Source organism: Grimontia celer, from assembly GCF_900055185.1.
GTDB classification, from domain to species: domain Bacteria; phylum Pseudomonadota; class Gammaproteobacteria; order Enterobacterales; family Vibrionaceae; genus Enterovibrio; species Enterovibrio celer.
Map to the genome: position 1 here is coordinate 1,352,388 of NZ_FIZX01000001.1, position 21,656 is coordinate 1,374,043.

Here is a 21,656-nt window from a genome sequence, read left to right on the forward strand (position 1 = left end):
ATTTTGGGGGCTTTCTTATTTTCTAAGGGTATCTCTCTCCCCAAAGCACGACTCTTTTGGCAAGGCCACAAGTTGTTGACTAGGGTTATTTTGTCATATGCATGATTATTAATAACTGAATAATAAACCGTATCGCATATGGCTAGTTAACTGATCTTGTTGAAATTAAAAACTCTTAGTCCCGTTTTCGAGAAGAAAGCATTTCATTATTTTCGGTTAAGCTAATACACCTTGCTCTCATATAAAAACTAAGGGATATAGTGATGCTCAATAACAAAATCAAAGCTTTTGCTTTGGTTGGGGGAATGGCAATTAGTCTCTCTCAACCTGCACTGGCAAAAGATAAAGTCATGCAATCAGCGGGCGCATTGGCGTTCGACAGCAAAAATGTTCTTTTCGTTGGTGACAGTAAAGCGGGCGTTGTCCATGCCTTTGACCTGCCAGAAAAGTCTTTTGAAGACCATAGTGGCTACCAATGGGGTCGAGCTCAGAGCTTTGAAGGTAGAACTGTCGTCGAAAACATAGACCAGAAGATCGCAAAACTACTTGGCGCGTCACCAGAAGATATTTCTATTAACGACATGGTTGTGCACCAACCATCTGGTGAAATCTATCTTTCTGTCCACAAAGGACACGGTCCTAAACCAAAGCCTGTCATTCTGAAAGTAGATAACGGCAAGTTAGAGAAGGTGAACCTGAAATCAGCTAAACACACTTCTATCAGTGTCGGTCCAGTACCTACCAAGGAAACGCTGGAATTCGGTCAACCACTGAACTCACTGGCTATTACGGACATTGACTATTACGACGGTGAAATCTTCGTAGCTGGTGTTTCTAATGAAGTGTTTTCTTCGAAACTGCGTCGTATTCCTTTCCCATTCAAGGGTGAAGTCAACACAACATCGATCGAAATCTGGCACGCTGTTCATGCTCAGTATGAGACCCGTGCGCCGATTATCACACAGACTATTCGTGAACTGGATGGCAAGCCTACCCTCATCGCTATTTATGCCTGTACGCCAATCGTGAAGATCCCTCTGGATGAGCTGAAAGACGGCGCGCAAGTGCGTGGAACCATGATTGGTGAAATGGGCTACGGCAACACCCCTATTGATATCGTCTCGTTCACTAGTGGCATGGACAACAACGACTATGTGGTTGTGACGAACACAAACCGCAGTGCTGCGCAAATTCCGTTGCAAGCGATTGCGACAGCGGAAGCGATGCCATCCGGTGAAGGCGTAAAACCTGTTTTCCAGGTTGCAGGTGTCTATCAGTTCCCACTGCCAATGAGTGGAACACTGCATCTTGATCTCATCAACGATCAGTGGGCTGCTACCATCCGTCGTAACCCTGAAGAAGTTGGCCGCATTGATTTGCACACCCTGCCACTGCCGTTCTTCTTCGACCGCGCTGACCACGTTGTTGAAATGAACTGGGCTGATGGCCCTGATCCATTTGGCTATAAGTCATTGCCACCTGTTAAATACTAAGCATGACTTTCCTAAACGCAGCAGCACGACAAATATTTTTTGTCGTGCTCTTTTTCTCTTTGGCAGTAAGCACTGCTCAAGCAGCTTTGCTTAGCTATACCCCCTCTCAATCCACTATTCCTGCCAACACCCTTCGCTTCTATCTTTATTTCTCGGAGCCTATGGCTCGGGGACAAGTCAAAAGTCATATTCGGCTAGAGCGCGAGGACGGAAGTGAAGTTATCAACCCTTTTCTCAATCTCTATACCGAGCTTTGGGATAGCGAACAACGCAGAGTCACGCTTTTGTTTGACCCTGGCCGGGTTAAACAGTCGGTAGGACCAAACGTCCAAGCTGGTGCTCCATTAGTAGAGGGTAACCAATATAGACTGGTTGTATCTGGCTCTATGAAAAACGCGGTAGGAAAAGCAATCGGGGAAGACAAAACCATCGAGTTTGATGTGATCGCACCTGAGCGACGCGCCATCGTACCCGCCGATTGGGAATTGACCACGCCACCAGTAAACGGATTGCAACCACTTGTGGTGACATTCGACAGAATCATGGACAGGTACGCGGCACAGCGGCTCATTCGATTGAAAGGTCCTGATGGAGAAACCCTTCGAGGAAAGCTGGTCAGCGAAGATCGCATGTGGACACTGACCCCGGAAACGGAGTGGCAGAGTGGGAACTATAAACTTATCGTCAGTCCCGAATTGGAAGATATATCCGGCAACACGATTCGCTCTCCGTTTGATGCCAAATCAGGGACAATGGGCGAAGCCACTAACATCATCGAGCGTGAATTCGTAATAGGTACGCCATGATCAGAAAAGGAGGCAATATGCCTCCTTGCTGCTTTACTTTCTTTCGTTCTTATTTGGCTTTTACAAACAGACCTTTAAGCCATTTGTATATAAGAATCAAGCTATAGAACGGGTTGCTTGACGTGTTGTATTCCTCTAGCGCATAGATGTAATTCGATTTGTACTTCTCTACCGCTTCTTGTGCTGAATCTGCATATATCGAGTCATCTTCTACTTCATAACCCTGTGCCAGCAGAGCATCCTTTTCTTCCAGGAAGGTGTTTGAAGCCATGTCCAAATAAGTAAATTTCTGTCTCTTCGAATTTGGAATGGTGAAGAACTGATATTTGTTAGCCATTAACGTCCCCTAATTTGTTTAATAGGCGGCGAAATCGCGTTGCTTAGTTAACTGCACGTCCTGTGCTTAGGAACGAAACCCAGTCATCACGATTTCTGCTTTTTGCAGCTTCAACGGCTTTGCGAACATCGTAATCGATTCGCTTGTGGTTCACGCTCCAACTTTTACCCTCACCTTCTACAATTGCGTATGAGGCATGATGGCTAAAGCTTTCCATCGCATGAACCCAAGGTTCGTCGTCCTTGTAGGCGGGAAGCCCCACACTACCAGGGTTAACGATGAGTTGATTGCTGCGCGTCGAAACTGATCTTGCTAAATGGGTATGACCGCAACAAATTAGGTGGCTTGGGTTGCCCGCCAATAACGCAACAATGTCATCGTTACCTCTCAATACAGGGCTTCCGCTTGACGCATCTTCCAGCAGGTAAACCAAATCGTTATCCGGTGTACCGTGACAGAAAAATACATCCTCATTGAATTGCATGGTAGGTGGCAGTGACTTCATCCAGTCGAGGGGCGCTGCGCCAAGATTATCCAGAATAAACTGCATCGTCGGGTTTGAAGCAATTTCCGCTTCCTGCGCCTCATAAATCTGCCTGTCCTGATTGCCACGAATAGTAACAATCTCATGCTGCATCAATAGATTAAACGTATCACGTGGAGCGATAGGTCCGTACAAAATATCGCCGAGATTAACGATAACATCGACATTTTCTCGACGAATGTCACTCAGCACTGCTTCCAATGCAAAAACGTTACTGTGAATGTCTGAAATCAGGGCTAAACGCATTGGAAAGTCCTTGTATTTAGCGGTCAGCGGGATGGTTTATGCCGTCATTAGTGACAACGTCACCCAAATCAAAAGGATTAACACCTTCCAGGCAACCCACGTTGTAACCATATTCTGAAGGATCTGAGCGACGCTGGTGGTGTGTGTAAATACCGCACTCTGAACAAAAATAGTGTTTTGCAGTGTGTGTGTTGAAAGTATATAGCTTAAGGAGCTCTTTCCCTTTGACGATCTTGATGCCATCCAATTTAACAGAAGCCACCACGGCCCCTTTTCTGCGGCAAATTGAACAGTCGCAACGACGGGGTTTATCAATACCATTTGGCAAGGAGAGTTCTAACTCCACCCCACCACAATGACAGGTAAACTTATGTTTCTCTTTTATTTCTGTAGCGCCAACTATACGAATCATACACGCCTCATCATCCATGATATTAAGGTTTATTGACTTGACGTATTTTATTGAACTGCATTAAACGCAAAAACAACAGGAGGTTAAACGTTAAACGCCACTCAACTCCCAAATCAGTTATTTCTCCGAGGCGCTAACACTTTGAACAATTACCATCCCGACGTTCGTACTCCAGCAGATTGCCTTGGCTGTCCAACGAGAACTTGCAGCACTGATTAAATAGACCCATCAAATTTTGTCTACTTTTCTTCAGCCGCGACTTTAAAGTCGAGTAATTAACATCGTGAGTTTCTGCGTAATCTTTCTGGCTGATACCGTCTATCTCAATCGCCTTTACCAGTTCGGCCTCGCTCTCAGACAGGCCACGTAAAAATGGGAGAATACATTTGGAAAGCTCTTGGACAACAGAAGGCGATTCTTCGTCCAACCAGAGCTCATTAACAACATCACCGTTATCATTTCTATCGAATTTTTTCCTCCGGTAGAAATCGATGATTGCATTGTTGGCTACCTGAAACAGCCAAGGTTTTAACTTACTGCGCTCATGCAATGAAGGCAGACTGGTATATGTCTTCACCAGTATGTCCTGCAGCAAATCTTCCGCATCATCCGGGTTGCTGACTTTGCTACGAATAAAGTTTTTAAGACTTGTCTGATACTCAGACCAAATGGCTTCTATTGTCATTGTCCACTCTTGCATAAACCGAAAATTGGTTGATGGGATTCCTCCCACCAGCCAAGTGTGTTTCTTTTTAAAGTTAAATCGCTTAACCGCAGCAGCTTGACGAACCGCACTGACTAGTTGCCACATCTTTACCTTCACCAAGATAGGTGTTTTTAAGGTAGAAATCGCTAAATCGTTCAACAAAGTCCGATGACACTGATTTCAATGCATAACCTGTCTCTAAAACAGCGTGCTGCCAAGCCTGCAGCTTTGGCAGACCACATAGGAAGTCAAACCCGCTCTTTTCTTTAATAATCGCAGCGCGATGCAAGAGCGGTAACCAAGCAACATCAACTTTACCTAACTCGTTTGAATCAAAGAATCGCGTGTCTCCCGTCAGTTGTTTCTCTGCTTTCTGGAACACCAATTGTAACTTACCTGCCCTTTCATCAAAGGTGGCTTTATCTTTGCTGCTCATCGTACCGCACTGCATCAAATAGTGTTTGGTACCCAGATAGCTCCAAGCGCGCTGTACTGCTTTTTCTTCATTACTCAACTTGTCTTGCAAAGGTCCAAATTCATCTTCGATGTATTCGACAATGGCATCAGACTCGAACAAAGCCACACCACTATCGGTGATAAGCAAAGGAACCTGTCCATTTGGGGAGATTTCTAAAAACCAGCCAGGTTTATCCTTTAGACTGATATATTCAATCTCATAGGGGATTTCCTTAGCTTCCAGCAACGCAGTGACACGTTGAACGAAAGGACAAATTTTAAAACTAACAACTTTAATCATGAGAATGCTTCTTCTATTAGGGACTTTACTTATAAGACGAAGTAACAAAGAAAAAGACGAAGGATTGGTGACAATTTTTTCTAACTTTTTAAATTCCCCAATAACCAGCATTATCACGAAGCAGCTTATGCTCCTCTCTTTTAGTAAACTTTGCTAAAATGCTCTTATTACAAAACCAAAATATGAACGGAGTTTCATGTCTCAAACCTTGCCTAAAAACCGTACCGAATGGCTGATTTTCTTTCGTCGTGCAAAATCTATCGACACATTGGATTTGATGCTGGATGGTGCGTTAAAAAAACTAAAAACGCCTGCAGAACAGGCTGATGCGATCCTTGGCCATGAGGCCAGACTGGATGAACTAGAAGGGATTCGTAAAGCGATTTAAGAAAGAAGGCACAATGGTTTTCATTATGCCTTTTAATTTATTCAGGCTGATTGATTAAATTTCTCAGACTCTTCTGGCTCTAAAGGTTTGACTGGCGCAGGTTCAGTTTGTTCAGGTTCAAGCATTTCTTCGGCTTTCTTTTCTGCTTCCTCGACCAGTTCGCTGCCTTTCTCTTTGCCTTTATTCCACAGCTCAGAGCTTTTTTCTTTCGCGCTGTCCCAGAGGTCACTGCTTCCTTCTTCAGCACCGTTCAGTAATTCTTCGCTTTTTTCCTTGGTGGCGTCCCAAGCGCTTTTACCTGCTTCTTTGGCTGAGCCCCAAGCTTCACTTGCCGATTCTTTTGCTTTATCCCAGCTGCTTTCTTCTTCAGCACTTGCCGCGAAAGGCAATACAAGCAATAACGACAGCACCAGCGTTTTTAATGGATTCATCATGATCTCCCTTGATGATTGCTTAGCATTTCAGTCTATACCCGCTGCTAAGCCAGTATATTAAAGACAACCTGAATCGAGTTACAAGTCACCCTAACAAAAATATAAAACAGTGTTCAATATTTAGAGAAAGAAAAACCGCCTTTAAATGTGCGTAAAGGCGGTGAAGGTTTGACAAGGAGAATGTCAAATTATCAGATTCTGTTGACCTTTGGTGGTTGAAATTTGTTCTTGCCATTAGGGTTAGTCTTTATTCTTCATGTCCCGTTTGGGGTGGCCATCATATGTCCAAAGAAGATCACGTGGAATCGGGCCTTTGTTGCGGCCACCTTGCTGAGTTTGTTCCCAGGCATGTGCCAAAATTCCAACTGATCGGGAAAGACAAAATAACCCTCTGGCCAACTCGGCGGGTATACCTAATTCGCCATAGATAACCGCTGTCGCACCATCTATGTTCATTGGTATCGCTTTGCCTTTTTCGTTCAGAAGTTGTTTTTCCACCTGTAAAGCGATGGAATGAAAACGCCCTTCAACGATGCCATCAGCTTTAGCTTCAGCAATCAGCTCCATCAATCTCGGCGCTCTGGGGTCGACAGGATGGAAGCGATGCCCAAAGCCGGGAATGAACTTGCCATGCAATTCACGTTGTTTGGCCAAGCCTTCGATCACGGCTTCTTCTATCGACGAATTTTTAGACGCAGCAATTTCATTCACCATCTGGTAGAAGGTCACAGCTTGTTCACCCGCTCCGCCATGAACATCACCCAGTACATTTACCGCAGATGCCATTGCATTATTCAGCCCAACACCACAGGTTGAAGCCATGCGGGCAATAGCGATACTTGGCGCTTGAGGTCCATGATCTACCGCTGACATCAAGGCTGCATCCAACAACTTGGCCTTTTCCGGTGAAGGTAGTTCACCTTGCGTCATCAACCAGATCATTTGTGTGAAGCTGACGTTACCAATCAAGGATTCAATCGGATAACCGTAGTAGCTGATTTCACCCGGTTTCATGTCAATGATGTCTGTTCGCCACCAGTCTGCCACCGCTTTCTCTGGCCCGGATTCAGGGCGTCGAATACTCATACCACGCCCTTCTCTTTCAGTTGTTCAATATCACTGGCTTTATAACCAAGTTCAGAAAGGATCATGTCGCTATGTTCACTCAGAACAGGTGGTGGCATACTGACTTCGGGTCGCTTTCCATCAACAAGGAAACCTGGGCGAGCGATATGAACATCGCCTTTTGTTCCTTCAACATCCTCAAATACTGCTTCAAATTCGCGTAACTTCACTTGCGGAAGATCCAGCGCTTCAGGCACCGTCATCACCCGGCCGGCAGGCACTCCCAATTTGTTCAGCGTATCTTCCCAAAACTCGGCGGGATGCGCCGAAAACGCAGCTTCTAGAATCTCGGTGAGTGCCGCACGGTTCTGTAACCTAGCCTGACGTTCGGAGAATCTCGGGTCAGTTTTAAGTTCGGGTTGATTAACCGCATCGCAGACAGACTCAAACTGCTCCTGTTTGTTGGCCGCAATATTGATAAGGCCCGTGGCTGTTTTAAATGCACCTGAAGGACTGGCGGTAAAATTGTCGTTCCCCATAGGTTTGGGGTCTTTGTTAGCAACTAAGTAATTCGAGACAACCCAGCCCATGGTCGCCATGGTAGATTCCAGCATGGAGACATCGATGAAACAGCCTTCGCCACTTTGTGCACGTCCTGCCAAGGCAGAAGAAATCGCAAAAGCAGCGGTCAGGCCACCAATGGTGTCGGCAATCGGGTAACCGACTCGGTAAGGTGCATTTTCCGGCGCGCCGGTAATCGACATCACGCCCGACATCCCCTGTATGATTTGGTCATAAGCGGGAAGGTGCCTCATGGGACCTTCTGCACCGTAGCCTGATATTGCACAGTAGATAAGGTTTGGGTTGACCCCTTTCAGCACTTCATAATCCAAACCCAAGCGTTTCATGACTCCGGGGCGAAAGTTTTCCACCAACACATCTGCGGTTTCTACCAGCGATTTCAAAATCGTTTTTCCTTCAGGGTCTTTGAGGTTAAGCGTAATGGAGCGTTTACCCGTATTCTGCGCCAGAAACGACACACCCATTTTATTGGCATTGAGGTCAGGGTCTGCACCCAATTGTCGGGCGAGATCCCCACTCCCGGGGACCTCGACCTTGATAACATCTGCGCCCATATGTGCCAACTGGTGACAGGCAAAAGGGCCTGCCAACACGTTGGTCAAATCAAGCACACGGAAGCTGGATAAGGTTGTACTCATTTGCTTGTTCCTTATCCGTCACCACGATCAACCTGTACATTCGGGCGTTGGTTTTTCGACGCGCCTATCCCTGCCTTTTCCAGTCCTGTGCGGATCACTGGGAGTAAGAGCACAAATACTGAAATACACATAATGGTGAGTGTCAGCGGACGTTCCCATAAGAAGCTCAGGCTGCCATCAGAGATGATCAGTGAGCGACTAAGGTTGTTTTCCATGATGCCACCCAGAATAAAACCGAGAAGCATCGGTGCCATCGGGAAGTCCAACAGGCGTAGGAATATCGCCGTAATAGTGATAACGACCATCATATTGATATCGAAGGTGTTAAAGCTGACCAGATACACACCTGTGATCGAGAAGAACAGAATGAGTGGGATCAGTATTGGCCTTGGGATCACCAACAAACGTGAGATATATGGGATCAGCGGCAAGTTCAGGATAAGCAGTACAATGTTGCCAAAGTACATCGAAATGATAACCGACCAGAACACGTCTGGATTATCGACGAACAGACGCGGTCCTGGCTGAATGCCGTAAGCAATCAAAGCGCCGAGCATGATTGCCGTGGTACCTGAACCCGGAATACCCAAGGTAAGCAGCGGAACAAATGAACCCGTCGATGCAGCATTGTTTGCTGATTCTGGTGCTGCAAGGCCACGCAATGCACCTTTACCAAACTTCTCTTTCAGGCGTTTCGGTGCCAGGTTGCGCTCCAGACCATAAGAGAGGAACGAAGCGATAGTCGCTCCAGCGCCCGGAAGCACACCAACGATGAAGCCGAAGATAGAAGAACGGGCAACCGTTGGCGCGACCTCTTTAACTTCTTCTTTTGACAGCTTCATGCTGCCTAGCGCAGCCATATCCATGTCTGGCTCTTCTTCTTTGTGCTGGCCTTTCAACACCGTCATCACCACTTCCGCAAGCGCAAAAGTTGCCATAGCCAGCAGCAAGAAGCTGATACCATCAATCAGGTCGATATTGTTGAACGTAAAGCGCGGCGCACCGGTGATAACATCCGTACCCACGGTCGCAATCATCAGACCGAATACCGTCATTGCCATAGCCTTCAACACCTGACCTTTACCGGCAAATGCGGCGACTGCGGTCAAGCCTAAGATCATCAGCGCAAAATAGTCGGCAGACTGGAAACTCAGCGAGACCTTGGCGAGTGCGGGCGCGGCAAACAGCAGAATAATTGCGCCAATCGTACCACCAGTGAAAGAAGAGTAAGCCGCCAACGCCAGCGCTTTACCAGCCTGACGTTGTTGCGCCAGCGGATAACCATCGAATGCTGTCACCACTGTACTTGCACAACCTGGTGCATTAATCAGAATTGAAGATGTAGAGCCGCCAAATACAGCACCATAATAAACGCCAGCCATCAGGATGATGCCAGACGCTGGATCCAGACCATACGTAATCGGGATCATGAGTGCTACTGCCGAAATAGGCCCAAGTCCCGGCAGCATGCCGATGAAGGTACCGGCAAAACAACCGACAACCACCATCATAATGTTAAAAGGCATTGTTGCGGTGCTTAAGCCCGTCGCGATTCCTTCCCACATAGCCTTAACCTCCGAACAACTGGGTAAACGCGCGTCCAGGCGCGAGATAGATATCTAGTAGCTTTGCCAGCACAAACCAGATACCGACGGCAAAAGGTACCGACGCAATGAACAATGTTTTCGGTCGGCGCTCTCCGAGAATCCAGTAACCGACAACCAAAAAGAAAATGGTAGAAAGCAGGAATCCAACCCACTCAAGCGCAAAAGCAAACGCCACAATCAACGCTAACAGCTTTGCCACCAGCACGAAGTCCAACCCTGCCAATTGCACTTTGCTGCCAGCATCACGACGACCTGTTACCAACATTAAAATGCCGAGAATGCCACCCATATAGGAAAGTGCGATAGGTAAGGTTTGTGCGTGAAAAGGTTCGTATTCATCGCCTGGGAACATGGGGATTTGGCGGGCGTAGTACCCGTATGCCACTGAAAGACAGAGAAATACGAGACCACCGATATGGTCTTTAGTGACAACCATCTGACACTCCTTGAACTGCAAAGTAAGACGGTAATGTCCGTCTTGAAAAGCGATAAGGCCTCATCCGTAGGCCTTAGGTCATTCGACCAATTGAATCAGGGCTCGGAGAACCGAGCCCTTTTCGTTGAGGCTTAGCGAAGGAAGCCAAGCTCTTTCATCAGTGCACCCACTTCTTGCTCCTGACCCTCAAGGAAAGTCACGAACTCAGCGCGAGGTTTGAAGATTTCAGTCCAGCCATTGCGGTCGCGAACTTCTACCCAAGCATCTGTGGTGTACATTTTTTCCAGTGTTGCTGCATACTCGTCAGCTTGTGCGTCAGACAAGCCTGGCGCACCAAAGAATCCACGCCAGTTAGTGAATTCCGCGTCATAACCCAACTCTTTCAGAGTTGGTACATCATTCGCTGCTGGTGAACGCTCTGGACCAGTCATCGCCAGAATACGAACTTCACCTGCATTCTTCAGAGCCAGTGCTTCAGAGAAACCGGTGGACAGTACTTGAGTTTCACCTGACAGCATGCCCGCCATCGCTTTACCACCGGCATCATAAGCCACATATTTCACACGTTTTGGATCACCACCAGCGGCCTTGAATGCCATAGCTGCAACTAAGTGGTCCATACCGCCACGTGAAGAACCGCCCGCAACGGAAACTGAACGCGGGTTCTCTTTGTAGTCTTTCATCAATTGCTCAAAACTCTGATATTTAGAGCTTGTTGGAACAACAAACGCCGCATAGTCACCAATGGTTGCAGCGATTGGGGTCAGGTCGCGGAAAGACTGAGGGAAAACTTTAGAAAGAGAACGGATAACGATAGGTGTCGAGTTAACCATCAAGGTGTTGTCTGCTTGCGCGGCGGTTTCAATCAGGTGTGCGATTGCTTTACCACCACCACCGCCGGACATGTTTTCATAAGAAACAGTTTCAACCAGTCCTGCTTTTGACAATGCTTCACCGGTACCACGCGCAGTGCCATCCCAGCCACCACCTGCACCACCAGGGATCAGGAAGTGAACTTCATCTACGGCAGCGCTTGCCATACCTGCACTGAGTGCAGACGTGAGCGCCAATGCTGCAACGAATGAACGTTTTTTGGCGAACAGTTTTGAAATCATAGGTTTTTCCTCGTGTCGTTCCGTCCTTTGGACGAGATAGATTTTTACCGAAACTCCGCTTAAGAATAGCGTCTAATGCACAATGCGCCGTTTCGGGATCTTTGCCCTACTCTTTCAACCTATTTCCCTGCCTGAAATCTGAAAAGCTTATGGTTTTAATGTTTTTTTAAACTTTAAAAAACATTTTGTTCATATTGTTCACTTGCGTGATAAGGGACAAAGAATCATCATTTCAAGTAGATATACCCAAACAACCTGAAGATGCTCGCATTCAGAGGTCATCAATGCGTTCAATTCGAGGCAAATTTTACGAGGAATAGTCATTCTATTTCCGTGGAATTTAACGAAGAAGTGGGCGCATTGAGGGCCTCCCTTCGGGCGAGTTGACTGACGCCGTGCTCTTTGTTGTTCCTTTTTGATGGAGGTGACTGCACCTACAAAGGAACGCCGCGATCACAACGCCAGTCAATCTCGCTGAATCCTGCATCTTCAGGTTGTTTGGGTATACATAATAAGAACTATGTTTAATGCAGTTGCATCTGCATAATTTCGAACACGAGCCGTTACTGAGTTGTAAACATAAGGCGTGCATCCATTGATAGTTTCCCTTCGTTCCTTCAAGCTCAAAACCCGCATGATGCTGATCCTCGGCATGATGGCGCTGCTACAAACCGGATTTATCGGTTTCTTTGCCTTAACCTATCTCACTCATTCTTTGGATGAACAAATAGGCCAACGCGCGCTGCATGTAGCCAAAACTATCGCTGGAATCCCGGAAGTGATTGAAGCCGTAGAAAGCCGCGACAGCGAACTGTTACAGCCTTTGACTCTGGATTTAGCTTCTATTAACGATGCACGGTTTGTAGTGATTGGCGACAGAAACGGCATTCGCCTTGCGCACCCTTCATGGGAGCGCGTTGGCAAGCCAATGTATGATGATGATGGCGATTACAACGAGCCCGCATTGCTATACGGCAAGCCATACATTCAAAAAGCAGTGGGAAGTTTGGGCGCTTCCGTTCGTGGTAAAGCCCCCATCTTTGACAGAAACAACGAGAATGTAGTCGGGATTGTTTCTGTTGGCTTTATGCTCACTTCCGTAGAAGACATCATTAACCGATACCGCACCACCCTCTACATCGTTATTGTGCTCAGTTTCGGCTTGAGTGTTCTGACGGGTCTTTGGTTTGCCAACCATTTTAAAAAAGCCATTTTCGGTTTGGAGCCAGAGCAAATCGGTCGACTTTTCCAGGAAAGGAATGCAACACTAGAGTCAGTCAGGGAAGGAATTATTGCAGTTAACAGTGAAGGCAGGATCACCACCTTCAACCGTGCCGCCGTTGAAACACTGGGATTGGATGCCAATACCAAACTCACCGATCGTCCTATTGAAGATGTGTTACCAGACAGCCGCTTAATGGACGTACTCAAATCCGGTAAACCCCATTTCGATAAAGAGATTTGGCTACAGGATAGAAACCTCATAGTGAACCGTCTTCCCCTGCTTCAAGACAATGAAATCACTGGCGTGGTGTCCAGTTTTAGGCGTAAAGACGAACTGGATGCAGTGAGCAAGCAGCTTACCCAAATCCAACAATATGCAGACACACTTCGCAGTCAATCTCACGAGTATTCAAATAAACTCCATACGATCGCTGGGCTCATTCAAATCGGCGCTACCGATGAAGCATTGGCACTTATTGGACAGGAAACCCAAAGCCATCAAGCATTGATCCACTTAATGGTGGAAGCAGTGCCAGACCCAATTCTGGCCGGCTGCTTGTTAGGGAAATACAACCGCGCCAAAGAACTGGGGCTGCGCCTTGAGATTGACCCAGAGAGTTCAATGAAAGAGATCCCAGATCATATACCCCGTGAAGAGTTGGTGAGTATCATCGGTAACTTGATCGACAATGCCCTAGAAGCCACGCTGAGCAACAAACGATTGGAAGTCAGACTCTCCATGACTGATCTCGGCAATGACCTCATATTCGAAATTGAGGACGAAGGACAAGGCATTCACGAAAAAGACCATTCGCGTATCTTCCTTAAAGGTGTCACCAGCAAGAAAGGCGAAGGTCACGGCTATGGTCTTCATTTGGTGCAAAAGCTTCTCCAAAAGCTTGGAGGCACAATTTTGCTCGAACCTGGCGATACCATGGGCAGCCGTTTTACCGTGTATATCCCGAAATCCTTTGAAAATCAGAACTAAACTATAAAAAGAGACTAAGCAAGGAGTCAGCAGTACCTATGGCACAAAACATCCGCGTCGTTATCGCAGAAGATGACGTTCAAATCGCAGAGATTCAAAAACGCTTTCTTGAACGTATCGAGGGCGTCGAACTTGTCGGCATCGCGCATACGCTTGAAGATGCGGAAGACTTGGTGGATGTATTCAAACCCGAACTCTTGCTTCTCGATAACCATTTCCCTAATGGAACAGGCCTGGAACTTCTCCGTAAATTACGCGCAAACAATAGCGAAACTGATGTGATTCTTATCACCGCCGCTAAAGAAGTAGATACATTGCGTGAAGCCTTACGCAGCGGCGTGTTCCACTACATACTAAAACCCTTGGTATTTGAACGCCTGCAGGATGCCATTCACCAATATGCCGCACATTTGGAAAAGCTCCATGCAATGGAAGATCTGGTACAAACGGACGTGGATACCCTATTGCCACAACGTGCAGTCGCCAGCACTTCAGTACCGCAAGAAACTACCACCATCAATCAACGTCTACCAAAAGGTATCGATGGCATTACGCTAGATAAAATCCGCACTGTATTTTCTGATTCGGAAGAATCTCTCAATGCAGAAGAAGTCGGCGCGATGATCGGCGCCAGCCGGACCACAGCGAGACGCTATCTTGAATACATGGTAAGCACTCAAGAGCTTGAGGCACAGGTTAACTACGGCAGCGTCGGCCGACCTGAGCGCAGATACATTTCCGCATAACCCTATTGCAGACTAAGAGAACAGTCACGCGGCTGTGATCCGAATTGAATAAATGGAAGTGAACATATTCAGTTATAGTGCATTAAGGCGTTATTTGTCGCGTTCCATCGAATGAACGCTTAGTCTTGATTGTCAGCGCTTTTCGTCGGTTTCCAGGCCCTTCTTCAACGTGGAGTTAGAAAACATGAGCCACCCCCCTACCTCAGTGACAACGTCACTTCCTGAGAATTTTCGTCATCACGACTTTCTGACTTTCCATAGAAGAGACAAAACTGAGCTTGCCGAAAGAGTCGAAGGCAATGAAGTGATAAAAGGCATCATCTTAGAAGGCGTTCCTACCCTACTTCATCTTTCTCTCTCTGAAGATTCAGCCAGACTGGATATTCAATCGGACGCCGAAAAGTGCCTAATGACAGAGGACGAGCTAAGTCGACTTCTTCAACATATGCTCGGACTAAAGCAAGCCACTGAAGATTTTGAATCAGAATACAGAGCTCACTGTGATATTTCCCGCCTGTTGAATCACTCGTCAGGTCTCAGAATTCCTCAAACCGTCACACCCTTCGAAGCCATTACATGGGCAATCACGGGGCAGCTCATCAGCGTTGAAGCCGCAGTTTCCATTCGACGCAGACTGATTCAGGCAACCGGAAAACAGCACAGCAGCGGCATGTGGTGTTTACCCGACGAGACGATTCTCGCTGGAACAGCCATTGAAACCTACCGAAGCTGTGGGTACTCCAACAGTAAGGCCGCAACCATTCAGCGCATCGCCAAAGCGCTAATTAATGGTTCATTATCTCTTTCATTGAAGGAACAACCTGAGCTCATTGGTAGAGAGCTTCTTGCTGTAAAAGGTGTGGGGCCTTGGACAGTAAGCTACACCTTACTTCGGGGATTCGGTTGGCTGGACGGTTCACTTCATGGAGACGTCGCTGTACGCAGAAGTCTGCAGCAACTATTAGGTTTGGATGAAAAGCCCACCGAGAAAGAAACACAGCAGTGGCTTGCCGCATTTTCACCTTATCGCGCTTTGGTGGCAGCGCATTTATGGGCGATGGATTCAGCCAAGAGTTACTAAGTCGCTCACTTCTCTACCAATTTGATGCAATAGCAGGCACTTGAACGTCTTGACGTGCCACAGTTGCGGAACCCTCATGATCATTGCGGTATGCTCCCCGCCCTCGTACCGTGATCAATGACACATTTATGCATTACAAAAACATGTTGGGGTATCGCTACCCTAAAGGGCCTTTCGCCATGTTCAGCGTGTATACCTTTACTGGTGCCGCCGTGGTGACTTCTACGGTCTTTTCGCTGCTGCTATTCCTCTCCATTGATGACAACACCATGATGAAAGTGTTGTTTGGTACTTTGGCTATCATTTTTGAAGCCGGTAAGTTCTACGCTTGGTATGAGTTTGGTGAGCGCCGTGCACACAAAAACTACACAGGCGCAATGACAGCACTGGTCTTCTATCTTGTGCTTGCGGCTATCTCTATCGGCGGCAGTATTGGCGGCATCAACAGCGCCACCAACAAAGCACAGGGTGTTATCTCGATTCAGGAAGCTAAAGTTGCTGCTTATGACAGACAAATCGCCGCCATCGAAAAACAAATTGAGCTCAATAACCTCGCCGCAGAGAAGTACATCGAAATGGAACGCATCGCAACCGGCGTGACGCGAATCCAACAGCAAAACAACAAGCTTCGCGAAGAACAAATCAAGCTGGCAACTGAACGCGACTCACTACCCCCTGTCACGCAAGGCTCCGCCATTGGGTTAATCGATAGCCTGGCAGATGCATTTAGTGTTTCACAGCAGGCCGCACAATTTGGTCTTGTAGTTTTCCTTTCTATTCTGCTTGATCTGTTTGCCGCTTTCTTTGTTGGCGTGATTGGCGAAGAACTGCGCTTCCGCCGCTTTTACCAGCATCATGCGGAAATTGATATTACGCCGGACGAAGTCAGCAAGCCGATTGGCTACCTGGAGCATAAGCCGGACTTAGGTGAACCACTCACTTCAACGACTGGAGCAGTTGAAGAGGAACTATCTCTTGAAGATAAAGTGAAAAAGGCAGTTCAAGACGGTGTGATAACTTGCTCTAAGAAGGCCGTTGGCAAACACTTCCTGCTATCAAATGATGATGTGGATTCTCTGTTTGAAGCAATGATGCAAGGTGGCCTCGTTGCCAAGAAAGCGAACAACCATTACTACTTGGTAGCATGAGCCAGTACAAAATTAAAAAGAGCGCGTTAAGCGCTCTTTTCTTTTAGACGATTGTTTAATGACTAAAGTCCGCCAAGGGACTCGGCACCGACTTTAGCCGCACTGTTATCTTCCTTTGGCTTGATGGTATCTATCACCATCTTGAGATCATCAATCAACCCTTCGTTCTTGCTGTTTTGCGCTTCCAATGTGGTGACCTGAGCGGTCAGTGATTCTTTCTCTTGTTGCGATACCGACAAATCCGATTGAACTTTGTCTAACTCACTCATTAACTTGGCAAGCTGAGGATCTACATCTGGTTTCTCCGTTAACGCAGTACTACGCATCTGGGCTCTTTCCTCCAGCACCAAGGCTTGTTGCTGCATAGTTTGATTACGAAGATCTAACCCATCCATAGCTTGAGCTATGGCGTGGAGTCGGTTTTCCAGTTCAAGAATTAGTGGCTCAAATTTCCCGTCATCAACGTTTCGGAAGCGCTTTACCTCCTGACCAATATGTTTCACATGGTCAATTTCGAACTGCACGGCAGCCAATTCGATATTTATTGATTCTATGTCCCGCGGGTTTGCATTTACCGCCGCAACCGCTTGTTCAAGTGAAGCCTCAGATTTAGTAAAGCTGATAGGTGCCACTGACTTGAATCCTTCCCTGCGAAGTAAAGTGATTTGGTCTTTGAGTGGCGCAACATGGGTTTTCAACACCACTGCTATCTCAAGCTTTTTTGCATTCTCCAGAAATACAGCCTGTTTTACCTGAGCATCGTCGATATCGTTGTCTGCCACATAAGCAAACAGTTTTCTGTAATCAGAAGACAAACGCTTATAACGGGAAGCATACAGCTCATCGGCTCCGATTTCGTTGAGATAAGCCATTTCGACCATGGCCTCAGCCAATAATGAATCTGCCGTTGCCTTGAGTGTTTGCAACTCCTCATAGAGCTCTGCAACTTTAGTCAGGCGCTTATCAAACGTCTCGGCATATGTTCCATCAGAAAACATAGAGTAGTCTTTCGTCGCTTTTTCTGGATTTGATGCAAAGTCTTCGTAAACATCGACGGCTTCATCCCATGCATCAAACAAATCATCGACCAGATCATCATCGTAGATGCGCTGCGATTTACTCTCATCCATCTTTGCCAACCAGTCTTCATAGCTAGCTTTGGATGCTTCGAAGATCTCTAATGTGTTCTGGTTTTCTTGAGCTGGTACATTGGTCTCAGAGGCGACTTGTCTTGGTTCACTGGTTGATTGACAGGCGCTGAGTAAAGATGCAAAGGCGACGGCACAAAAGACCGCATTAAGCTTGTTCATCGGCTAATCCCCTAGGTCACTGAATCCGATCTGACGAATACTCAGATCATCATTGTTTTATTTTTCTGAAAGTTAGCTGCCACTTTTAGCTTTGAGTGATCTCGGTCACTTCCCCTTAAAGTTAGACTAGCGGTTGAGGAGAGGATGTCAGATTTACGTGATCTAAATCACGCTAAAATTTGTAAGTTTTACACGACGAGATCCCGTATTTTGAAAAAGATAACGTTGCTTTAAAAGAAGCAAAGCTAGGTTCACATTTAATTAATAACCTCTAAATTAAAATCCTTAATTAAATAGTATTAGAGAGATAATATATTCGAATAAATTGTTCTTCTTTGGTTAATGAAATTAGCTTAAATATAAATTTTATTGTGAATTTCGACTCTTATTCATCCAATAACTGTTGAACTTATATCTTATAATTATTGGCAATATAGATCTCGTTTATATGCTCAAGCGTTTAGCTATATGATTCGCCAAAACCACGCTTACTTGCAGAAACAGGTATTGTCGGGGAGAATCTTCACGCCTGAATGATCCCACCCCAGTTGTTAATAATATTTATCTTTTTATTTTGTTATTTGTTTCAATTTGGCCCGTTAATTATTCAAGGATTATTATAAAATGACAATTAGCGTTATATTTAATCTCGCGATATTCATCGCGCTTATTTATTTCCTTTATCGACTCCAAGCCAAATATGTTCCTTTTACTAAACGTGTTTTTGCTGGCTTGGGTTTAGGTGTTGTGTTTGGTGGATTGCTGCAACTGTTTTACGGTGCGGGATCAGACATCATTGCCACCAGCATCGACTACTTCGACATCGTCGGCAAAGGCTATGTAAAGTTGCTGCAGATGATCATCATCCCTCTGGTGATGGTGTCTATCATCTCAGCGATTCTTAAGCTGAACGGCGGCACCTCAGTGGGCAAAATCAGTGCGATGAGCATTGGCGTGTTGGTAATTACCACTATGATTGCAGCACTGGTTGGTATTGCATGGTCGCTGCTGTTCGGTTTGAGTGCTGAAGGCCTGACAGCGGGTGCAGCTGAAGTAGCCCGTGGTCAGTCATTAGAAGCAAATCTGGGCCGGGTGGAAAGCCTCTCTTTCGCCAACATGATTCTGGAATTCATCCCTGCCAACCCATTTCTAGACATGACGGGTTCACGCAAAACATCGACCATCGCTGTTGTCATCTTCTCAATCTTTATTGGCCTTGCCGCAACAGGCATTTCCGCCAAGAAGCCTGAAATCTACGCGTCATTTGAACACTTCATCACTGTGGCACAAGCCATTGTCATGCGCATAGTGACCATGGTGCTGCGTCTGACGCCTTACGGTGTTTTGGCGCTGATGACCAAAGTCATTTCGGGTTCAAACTACGCCGACATCGTTAATCTGGCTAACTTCGTCTTTGCTTCATACGGTGCTCTCATCACCATGTTCATTATCCATCTGATGATCATTGCACTGGTTGGTTTGAATCCTATTCGCCACCTGAAGAAAGTCATCCCAGTACTGACCTTTGCATTTACATCCCGTTCAAGCGCAGCAACCATTCCTTTGAATGTGCAAACACAGGAACAGGCGCTTGGCGTACCAAGTGGCATCGCCAACTTTGCAGCATCATTTGGTGCGACGATTGGCCAGAACGGCTGCGCAGGTATCTACCCTGCCATGCTGGCCGTAATGATTGCGCCGACACTGGGTATTAATCCACTGGATATCGGCTTCCTGGTTCCACTGATTGCCATCATTACTATCAGCTCCTTTGGTGTTGCAGGTATTGGTGGTGGCGCAACGTTCGCTGCCTTGATCGTACTGTCTGCAATGGATTTCCCGGTTGCGTTGGCTGGCCTTTTGATTTCTATCGAACCACTGATCGACATGGGGCGTACCGCGCTGAATGTTTCTGGCTCTATCACAGCAGGTTCAGTCACCAGTAAGTTGATGGGTCAGACTGATATGACTGTTTTCAACGACGACAAACCGCTTAATCTTGATGGCGAAGACGCCACGGTATAAGCACTCATCTAATTGCAATCGGGGGCATCACGCCCCCTTTTCCTGTTCTACTTAAAGGTTCAAACCATGAACATCGTTATTATCGGCGGCGAAGCAGCAGGCATGAGTGCTGCGGCCAAAGCTCGTCGCGTTAATCAAAACGCTAGCATCACAGTCTATGAAGCGTCCGAAGTTATCTCTTTTGGCGCCTGTGGCCTTCCCTACTATGTCGCTGATGAATTCCAGGATGCAGGCTATATGTCAGAGTTCACGCCAGCCCAGTTTGCTGAACGTGGTATTAGCGTGAAAATCGGCCATCGCGTCACCAAGTTGGATGCTGAACGAAAGAAACTGGAAATCGTCCATCAGGGCGAAACATTTATCGCTGAGTATGACCGCCTGATGATTGCCACGGGCGCGAAAGAGGTATTGCCGCCAGTTTCTGGTCTCGACAAGCAAGGCGTTCATACGCTTCGCGTCATGCAAGATGGTCTTTCGCTAAAAGAAGCAGTTCAAGACGAATCATGTCAGCATGTCACTGTGATTGGTTCTGGTTTCATTGGCCTTGAGGTCGCCGAAGCCATGATTCACCAAGGCAAGAAGGTTCGTCTGATTGAGCGCGCTGAGCGACTAATCCCTGATGCATTTGATGCCGAAATCAGCGTTCATTTCTCTTATGAGCTGAAAAAAGCGGGCGTTGAAATTCACACTGGCGAATCTCTGAAAAACATTCTGGGCGAAGAGAAAGTTTCTGGTATTGAAACAGACAAAGGCCAATACGCAACAGATTTGGTCGTCGTGTGTACGGGCGTTAAACCAAACACCGAATTCCTGAAAGAGACTGGCATCAACATCTTAGATAACGGTGCTATTGTAGTAGATCGTCAAGGTAAAACGTCTCTGACCGATGTTTGGGCCGCAGGCGACTGCGCAACAATCTGGCATTCAGTATCCGGCGAGAATGTTTATATCCCGCTTGCTACTGGCGCTAATAAGCTCGGCCGGATGATTGGTGACAACATCGCACAAGTTGAAGGTGATCCATTGGAATTCCCGGGTTCTTTGGGTACCAGCTGCGTTCGCGTTCTTGGTCTGGAAGCAGGTCGCACTGGTCTTTCTGAACAAGAAGCCCTTCGCGCAGGCTTTAAGGTGAAAACCGTCACAATCAAAGACAAATGCCACACCAACTACTGTGAAGGTCAGTCTGATTTGCACATGAAGCTTGTGTATGAAGAAAGCTCAAGGCGTATTTTGGGTGCGCAAATCATTGGCTATAAAGGTGCGGTTCACCGAATCGATGCCATGGCCATTGCAGTCAGTACAGGATTGACCACCAGCCAATTGGGAATGATGGACTTTGCGTATGCCCCACCATTCGCGCGCACGTGGGATATTATGAACGTGGCAGGAAATGTCGCGAAGTAATATTCGCGATGAGACTCCTATACCCAAATGACCTCTGAATCCTGCACCTTCAGGTTGTTTGGGTACATAGTAGCCAGCACTCATGCTGGCTATTTAACGCCCTTTCAAAAATCACCGTTCAATATATTGCACGAATCACAATCTTACTATCTTATTCCCTCGGT

General features: G+C 46.7%; 21 protein-coding genes. 9 read left to right on the forward strand and 12 right to left on the reverse strand.

Features of this window, described 5'->3' with window-relative positions:
- Positions 1-263: 263 nt before the first annotated feature.
- Both GCE9029_RS06045 and GCE9029_RS06050 read left to right on the forward strand, forming a co-directional pair.
- On the forward strand, positions 264-1,493 hold the full coding sequence (locus GCE9029_RS06045) for a hypothetical protein (RefSeq protein WP_062661717.1): 1,230 nt from the start codon (positions 264-266) through the stop codon (positions 1,491-1,493).
- Positions 1,494-1,495: 2 nt separating this feature from the next.
- Entirely contained in the window at positions 1,496-2,299 is an 804-nt protein-coding gene (locus tag GCE9029_RS06050; RefSeq protein ID WP_062661719.1) for a hypothetical protein, read from the forward strand.
- Positions 2,300-2,348: 49 nt separating this feature from the next.
- On the opposite strand, the gene GCE9029_RS06055 is transcribed toward GCE9029_RS06050, so the two are convergent.
- From GCE9029_RS06055 to GCE9029_RS06075, 5 genes are all read right to left on the reverse strand, one after another.
- Positions 2,349-2,636 (reverse strand): hypothetical protein, encoded by a 288-nt coding sequence (locus GCE9029_RS06055; RefSeq protein ID WP_062661721.1) that lies wholly within the window; start codon positions 2,634-2,636, stop codon positions 2,349-2,351.
- A gap of 43 nt (positions 2,637-2,679) precedes the next feature.
- Positions 2,680-3,426: a metallophosphoesterase family protein gene (locus GCE9029_RS06060; protein ID WP_062661723.1), complete on the reverse strand. Its 747-nt coding sequence runs from the start codon at positions 3,424-3,426 to the stop codon at positions 2,680-2,682.
- Positions 3,427-3,442: 16 nt separating this feature from the next.
- The gene (locus GCE9029_RS06065) at positions 3,443-3,838 is read right to left on the reverse strand and encodes a GFA family protein (protein ID WP_062661725.1); all 396 of its coding nucleotides are present in this window, start codon (positions 3,836-3,838) and stop codon (positions 3,443-3,445) included.
- Between the two features lie 133 nt (positions 3,839-3,971).
- Positions 3,972-4,523 carry an RNA polymerase sigma factor SigZ gene (sigZ, locus tag GCE9029_RS06070; protein ID WP_062661726.1) on the reverse strand — a complete coding sequence of 184 codons (552 nt, stop codon included), beginning with the start codon at positions 4,521-4,523 and terminating at the stop codon, positions 3,972-3,974.
- Between the two features lie 82 nt (positions 4,524-4,605).
- Positions 4,606-5,301 carry a glutathione S-transferase family protein gene (locus tag GCE9029_RS06075; RefSeq protein WP_062661728.1) on the reverse strand — a complete coding sequence of 232 codons (696 nt, stop codon included), beginning with the start codon at positions 5,299-5,301 and terminating at the stop codon, positions 4,606-4,608.
- Positions 5,302-5,497: 196 nt separating this feature from the next.
- Here GCE9029_RS06075 and GCE9029_RS06080 point away from each other — a divergent pair, with 196 nt between their 5' ends.
- On the forward strand, positions 5,498-5,689 hold the full coding sequence (locus tag GCE9029_RS06080) for a hypothetical protein (RefSeq protein WP_062661730.1): 192 nt from the start codon (positions 5,498-5,500) through the stop codon (positions 5,687-5,689).
- 41 nt (positions 5,690-5,730) lie between these two features.
- On the opposite strand, the gene GCE9029_RS06085 is transcribed toward GCE9029_RS06080, so the two are convergent.
- The 6 genes from GCE9029_RS06085 to GCE9029_RS06110 form a co-directional block, all read right to left on the reverse strand.
- A complete protein-coding gene (locus tag GCE9029_RS06085) occupies positions 5,731-6,123 on the reverse strand; it encodes a hypothetical protein (protein ID WP_231870044.1) in 393 nt (130 codons plus the stop codon).
- A 240-nt stretch (positions 6,124-6,363) separates the two neighbouring features.
- Positions 6,364-7,209 carry a citryl-CoA lyase gene (locus GCE9029_RS06090; protein WP_062661733.1) on the reverse strand — a complete coding sequence of 282 codons (846 nt, stop codon included), beginning with the start codon at positions 7,207-7,209 and terminating at the stop codon, positions 6,364-6,366.
- A complete protein-coding gene (locus GCE9029_RS06095) occupies positions 7,206-8,408 on the reverse strand; it encodes a CaiB/BaiF CoA transferase family protein (RefSeq protein ID WP_062661735.1) in 1,203 nt (400 codons plus the stop codon). The genes GCE9029_RS06090 and GCE9029_RS06095 overlap by 4 nt, the downstream gene beginning before the upstream one ends.
- A gap of 11 nt (positions 8,409-8,419) precedes the next feature.
- Positions 8,420-9,973 (reverse strand): tripartite tricarboxylate transporter permease, encoded by a 1,554-nt coding sequence (locus tag GCE9029_RS06100; protein ID WP_062661737.1) that lies wholly within the window; start codon positions 9,971-9,973, stop codon positions 8,420-8,422.
- A gap of 4 nt (positions 9,974-9,977) precedes the next feature.
- Positions 9,978-10,451 (reverse strand): tripartite tricarboxylate transporter TctB family protein, encoded by a 474-nt coding sequence (locus GCE9029_RS06105; protein ID WP_062661739.1) that lies wholly within the window; start codon positions 10,449-10,451, stop codon positions 9,978-9,980.
- Positions 10,452-10,582: 131 nt separating this feature from the next.
- Positions 10,583-11,566 carry a tripartite tricarboxylate transporter substrate binding protein gene (locus GCE9029_RS06110; protein WP_062661741.1) on the reverse strand — a complete coding sequence of 328 codons (984 nt, stop codon included), beginning with the start codon at positions 11,564-11,566 and terminating at the stop codon, positions 10,583-10,585.
- A gap of 598 nt (positions 11,567-12,164) precedes the next feature.
- Here GCE9029_RS06110 and GCE9029_RS06115 point away from each other — a divergent pair.
- The 4 genes from GCE9029_RS06115 to GCE9029_RS06130 all read left to right on the forward strand — a co-directional run bounded on the left by GCE9029_RS06115 (position 12,165) and on the right by GCE9029_RS06130 (position 16,753).
- Complete coding sequence (locus GCE9029_RS06115) at positions 12,165-13,778, forward strand: ATP-binding protein (protein WP_197475346.1); 1,614 nt, start codon at positions 12,165-12,167, stop codon at positions 13,776-13,778.
- A 38-nt stretch (positions 13,779-13,816) separates the two neighbouring features.
- A complete protein-coding gene (locus GCE9029_RS06120; protein ID WP_062661745.1) occupies positions 13,817-14,524 on the forward strand; it encodes a response regulator in 708 nt (235 codons plus the stop codon).
- A gap of 184 nt (positions 14,525-14,708) precedes the next feature.
- On the forward strand, positions 14,709-15,605 hold the full coding sequence (locus tag GCE9029_RS06125) for a DNA-3-methyladenine glycosylase family protein (protein ID WP_062661747.1): 897 nt from the start codon (positions 14,709-14,711) through the stop codon (positions 15,603-15,605).
- A gap of 128 nt (positions 15,606-15,733) precedes the next feature.
- A complete protein-coding gene (locus GCE9029_RS06130) occupies positions 15,734-16,753 on the forward strand; it encodes a hypothetical protein (RefSeq protein WP_062661749.1) in 1,020 nt (339 codons plus the stop codon).
- A gap of 62 nt (positions 16,754-16,815) precedes the next feature.
- Here the strand turns inward: GCE9029_RS06130 and GCE9029_RS06135 are convergent, their stop codons facing one another.
- Positions 16,816-18,063: a hypothetical protein gene (locus tag GCE9029_RS06135; protein ID WP_062661752.1), complete on the reverse strand. Its 1,248-nt coding sequence runs from the start codon at positions 18,061-18,063 to the stop codon at positions 16,816-16,818.
- A 624-nt stretch (positions 18,064-18,687) separates the two neighbouring features.
- On the opposite strand from GCE9029_RS06135, the gene GCE9029_RS06140 reads away from it, so the two are divergent.
- A complete protein-coding gene (locus GCE9029_RS06140; RefSeq protein ID WP_062661755.1) occupies positions 18,688-20,088 on the forward strand; it encodes an L-cystine transporter in 1,401 nt (466 codons plus the stop codon).
- 66 nt (positions 20,089-20,154) lie between these two features.
- Entirely contained in the window at positions 20,155-21,492 is a 1,338-nt protein-coding gene (locus tag GCE9029_RS06145; RefSeq protein WP_062661757.1) for a CoA-disulfide reductase, read from the forward strand.
- Positions 21,493-21,656 lie beyond the last annotated feature (164 nt).

Coding starts and splice junctions, on each gene's coding strand:
- GCE9029_RS06045 (WP_062661717.1), top strand. CDS start 264: ATGCTCAATAACAAAATCAAAGCTTTTGCTTTGGTTGGGGGAATGGCA.
- GCE9029_RS06060 (WP_062661723.1), bottom strand. CDS start 3,426: ATGCGTTTAGCCCTGATTTCAGACATTCACAGTAACGTTTTTGCATTG.
- GCE9029_RS06055 (WP_062661721.1), bottom strand. CDS start 2,636: ATGGCTAACAAATATCAGTTCTTCACCATTCCAAATTCGAAGAGACAG.
- GCE9029_RS06145 (WP_062661757.1), top strand. CDS start 20,155: ATGAACATCGTTATTATCGGCGGCGAAGCAGCAGGCATGAGTGCTGCG.
- GCE9029_RS06105 (WP_062661739.1), bottom strand. CDS start 10,451: ATGGTTGTCACTAAAGACCATATCGGTGGTCTCGTATTTCTCTGTCTT.
- GCE9029_RS06075 (WP_062661728.1), bottom strand. CDS start 5,301: ATGATTAAAGTTGTTAGTTTTAAAATTTGTCCTTTCGTTCAACGTGTC.
- GCE9029_RS06125 (WP_062661747.1), top strand. CDS start 14,709: ATGAGCCACCCCCCTACCTCAGTGACAACGTCACTTCCTGAGAATTTT.
- GCE9029_RS06095 (WP_062661735.1), bottom strand. CDS start 8,408: ATGAGTACAACCTTATCCAGCTTCCGTGTGCTTGATTTGACCAACGTG.
- sigZ (WP_062661726.1), bottom strand. CDS start 4,523: ATGACAATAGAAGCCATTTGGTCTGAGTATCAGACAAGTCTTAAAAAC.
- GCE9029_RS06085 (WP_231870044.1), bottom strand. CDS start 6,123: ATGATGAATCCATTAAAAACGCTGGTGCTGTCGTTATTGCTTGTATTG.
- GCE9029_RS06110 (WP_062661741.1), bottom strand. CDS start 11,566: ATGATTTCAAAACTGTTCGCCAAAAAACGTTCATTCGTTGCAGCATTG.
- GCE9029_RS06080 (WP_062661730.1), top strand. CDS start 5,498: ATGTCTCAAACCTTGCCTAAAAACCGTACCGAATGGCTGATTTTCTTT.
- GCE9029_RS06130 (WP_062661749.1), top strand. CDS start 15,734: ATGCATTACAAAAACATGTTGGGGTATCGCTACCCTAAAGGGCCTTTC.
- GCE9029_RS06090 (WP_062661733.1), bottom strand. CDS start 7,209: ATGAGTATTCGACGCCCTGAATCCGGGCCAGAGAAAGCGGTGGCAGAC.
- GCE9029_RS06050 (WP_062661719.1), top strand. CDS start 1,496: ATGACTTTCCTAAACGCAGCAGCACGACAAATATTTTTTGTCGTGCTC.
- GCE9029_RS06135 (WP_062661752.1), bottom strand. CDS start 18,063: ATGAACAAGCTTAATGCGGTCTTTTGTGCCGTCGCCTTTGCATCTTTA.
- GCE9029_RS06100 (WP_062661737.1), bottom strand. CDS start 9,973: ATGTGGGAAGGAATCGCGACGGGCTTAAGCACCGCAACAATGCCTTTT.
- GCE9029_RS06120 (WP_062661745.1), top strand. CDS start 13,817: ATGGCACAAAACATCCGCGTCGTTATCGCAGAAGATGACGTTCAAATC.
- GCE9029_RS06140 (WP_062661755.1), top strand. CDS start 18,688: ATGACAATTAGCGTTATATTTAATCTCGCGATATTCATCGCGCTTATT.
- GCE9029_RS06065 (WP_062661725.1), bottom strand. CDS start 3,838: ATGATTCGTATAGTTGGCGCTACAGAAATAAAAGAGAAACATAAGTTT.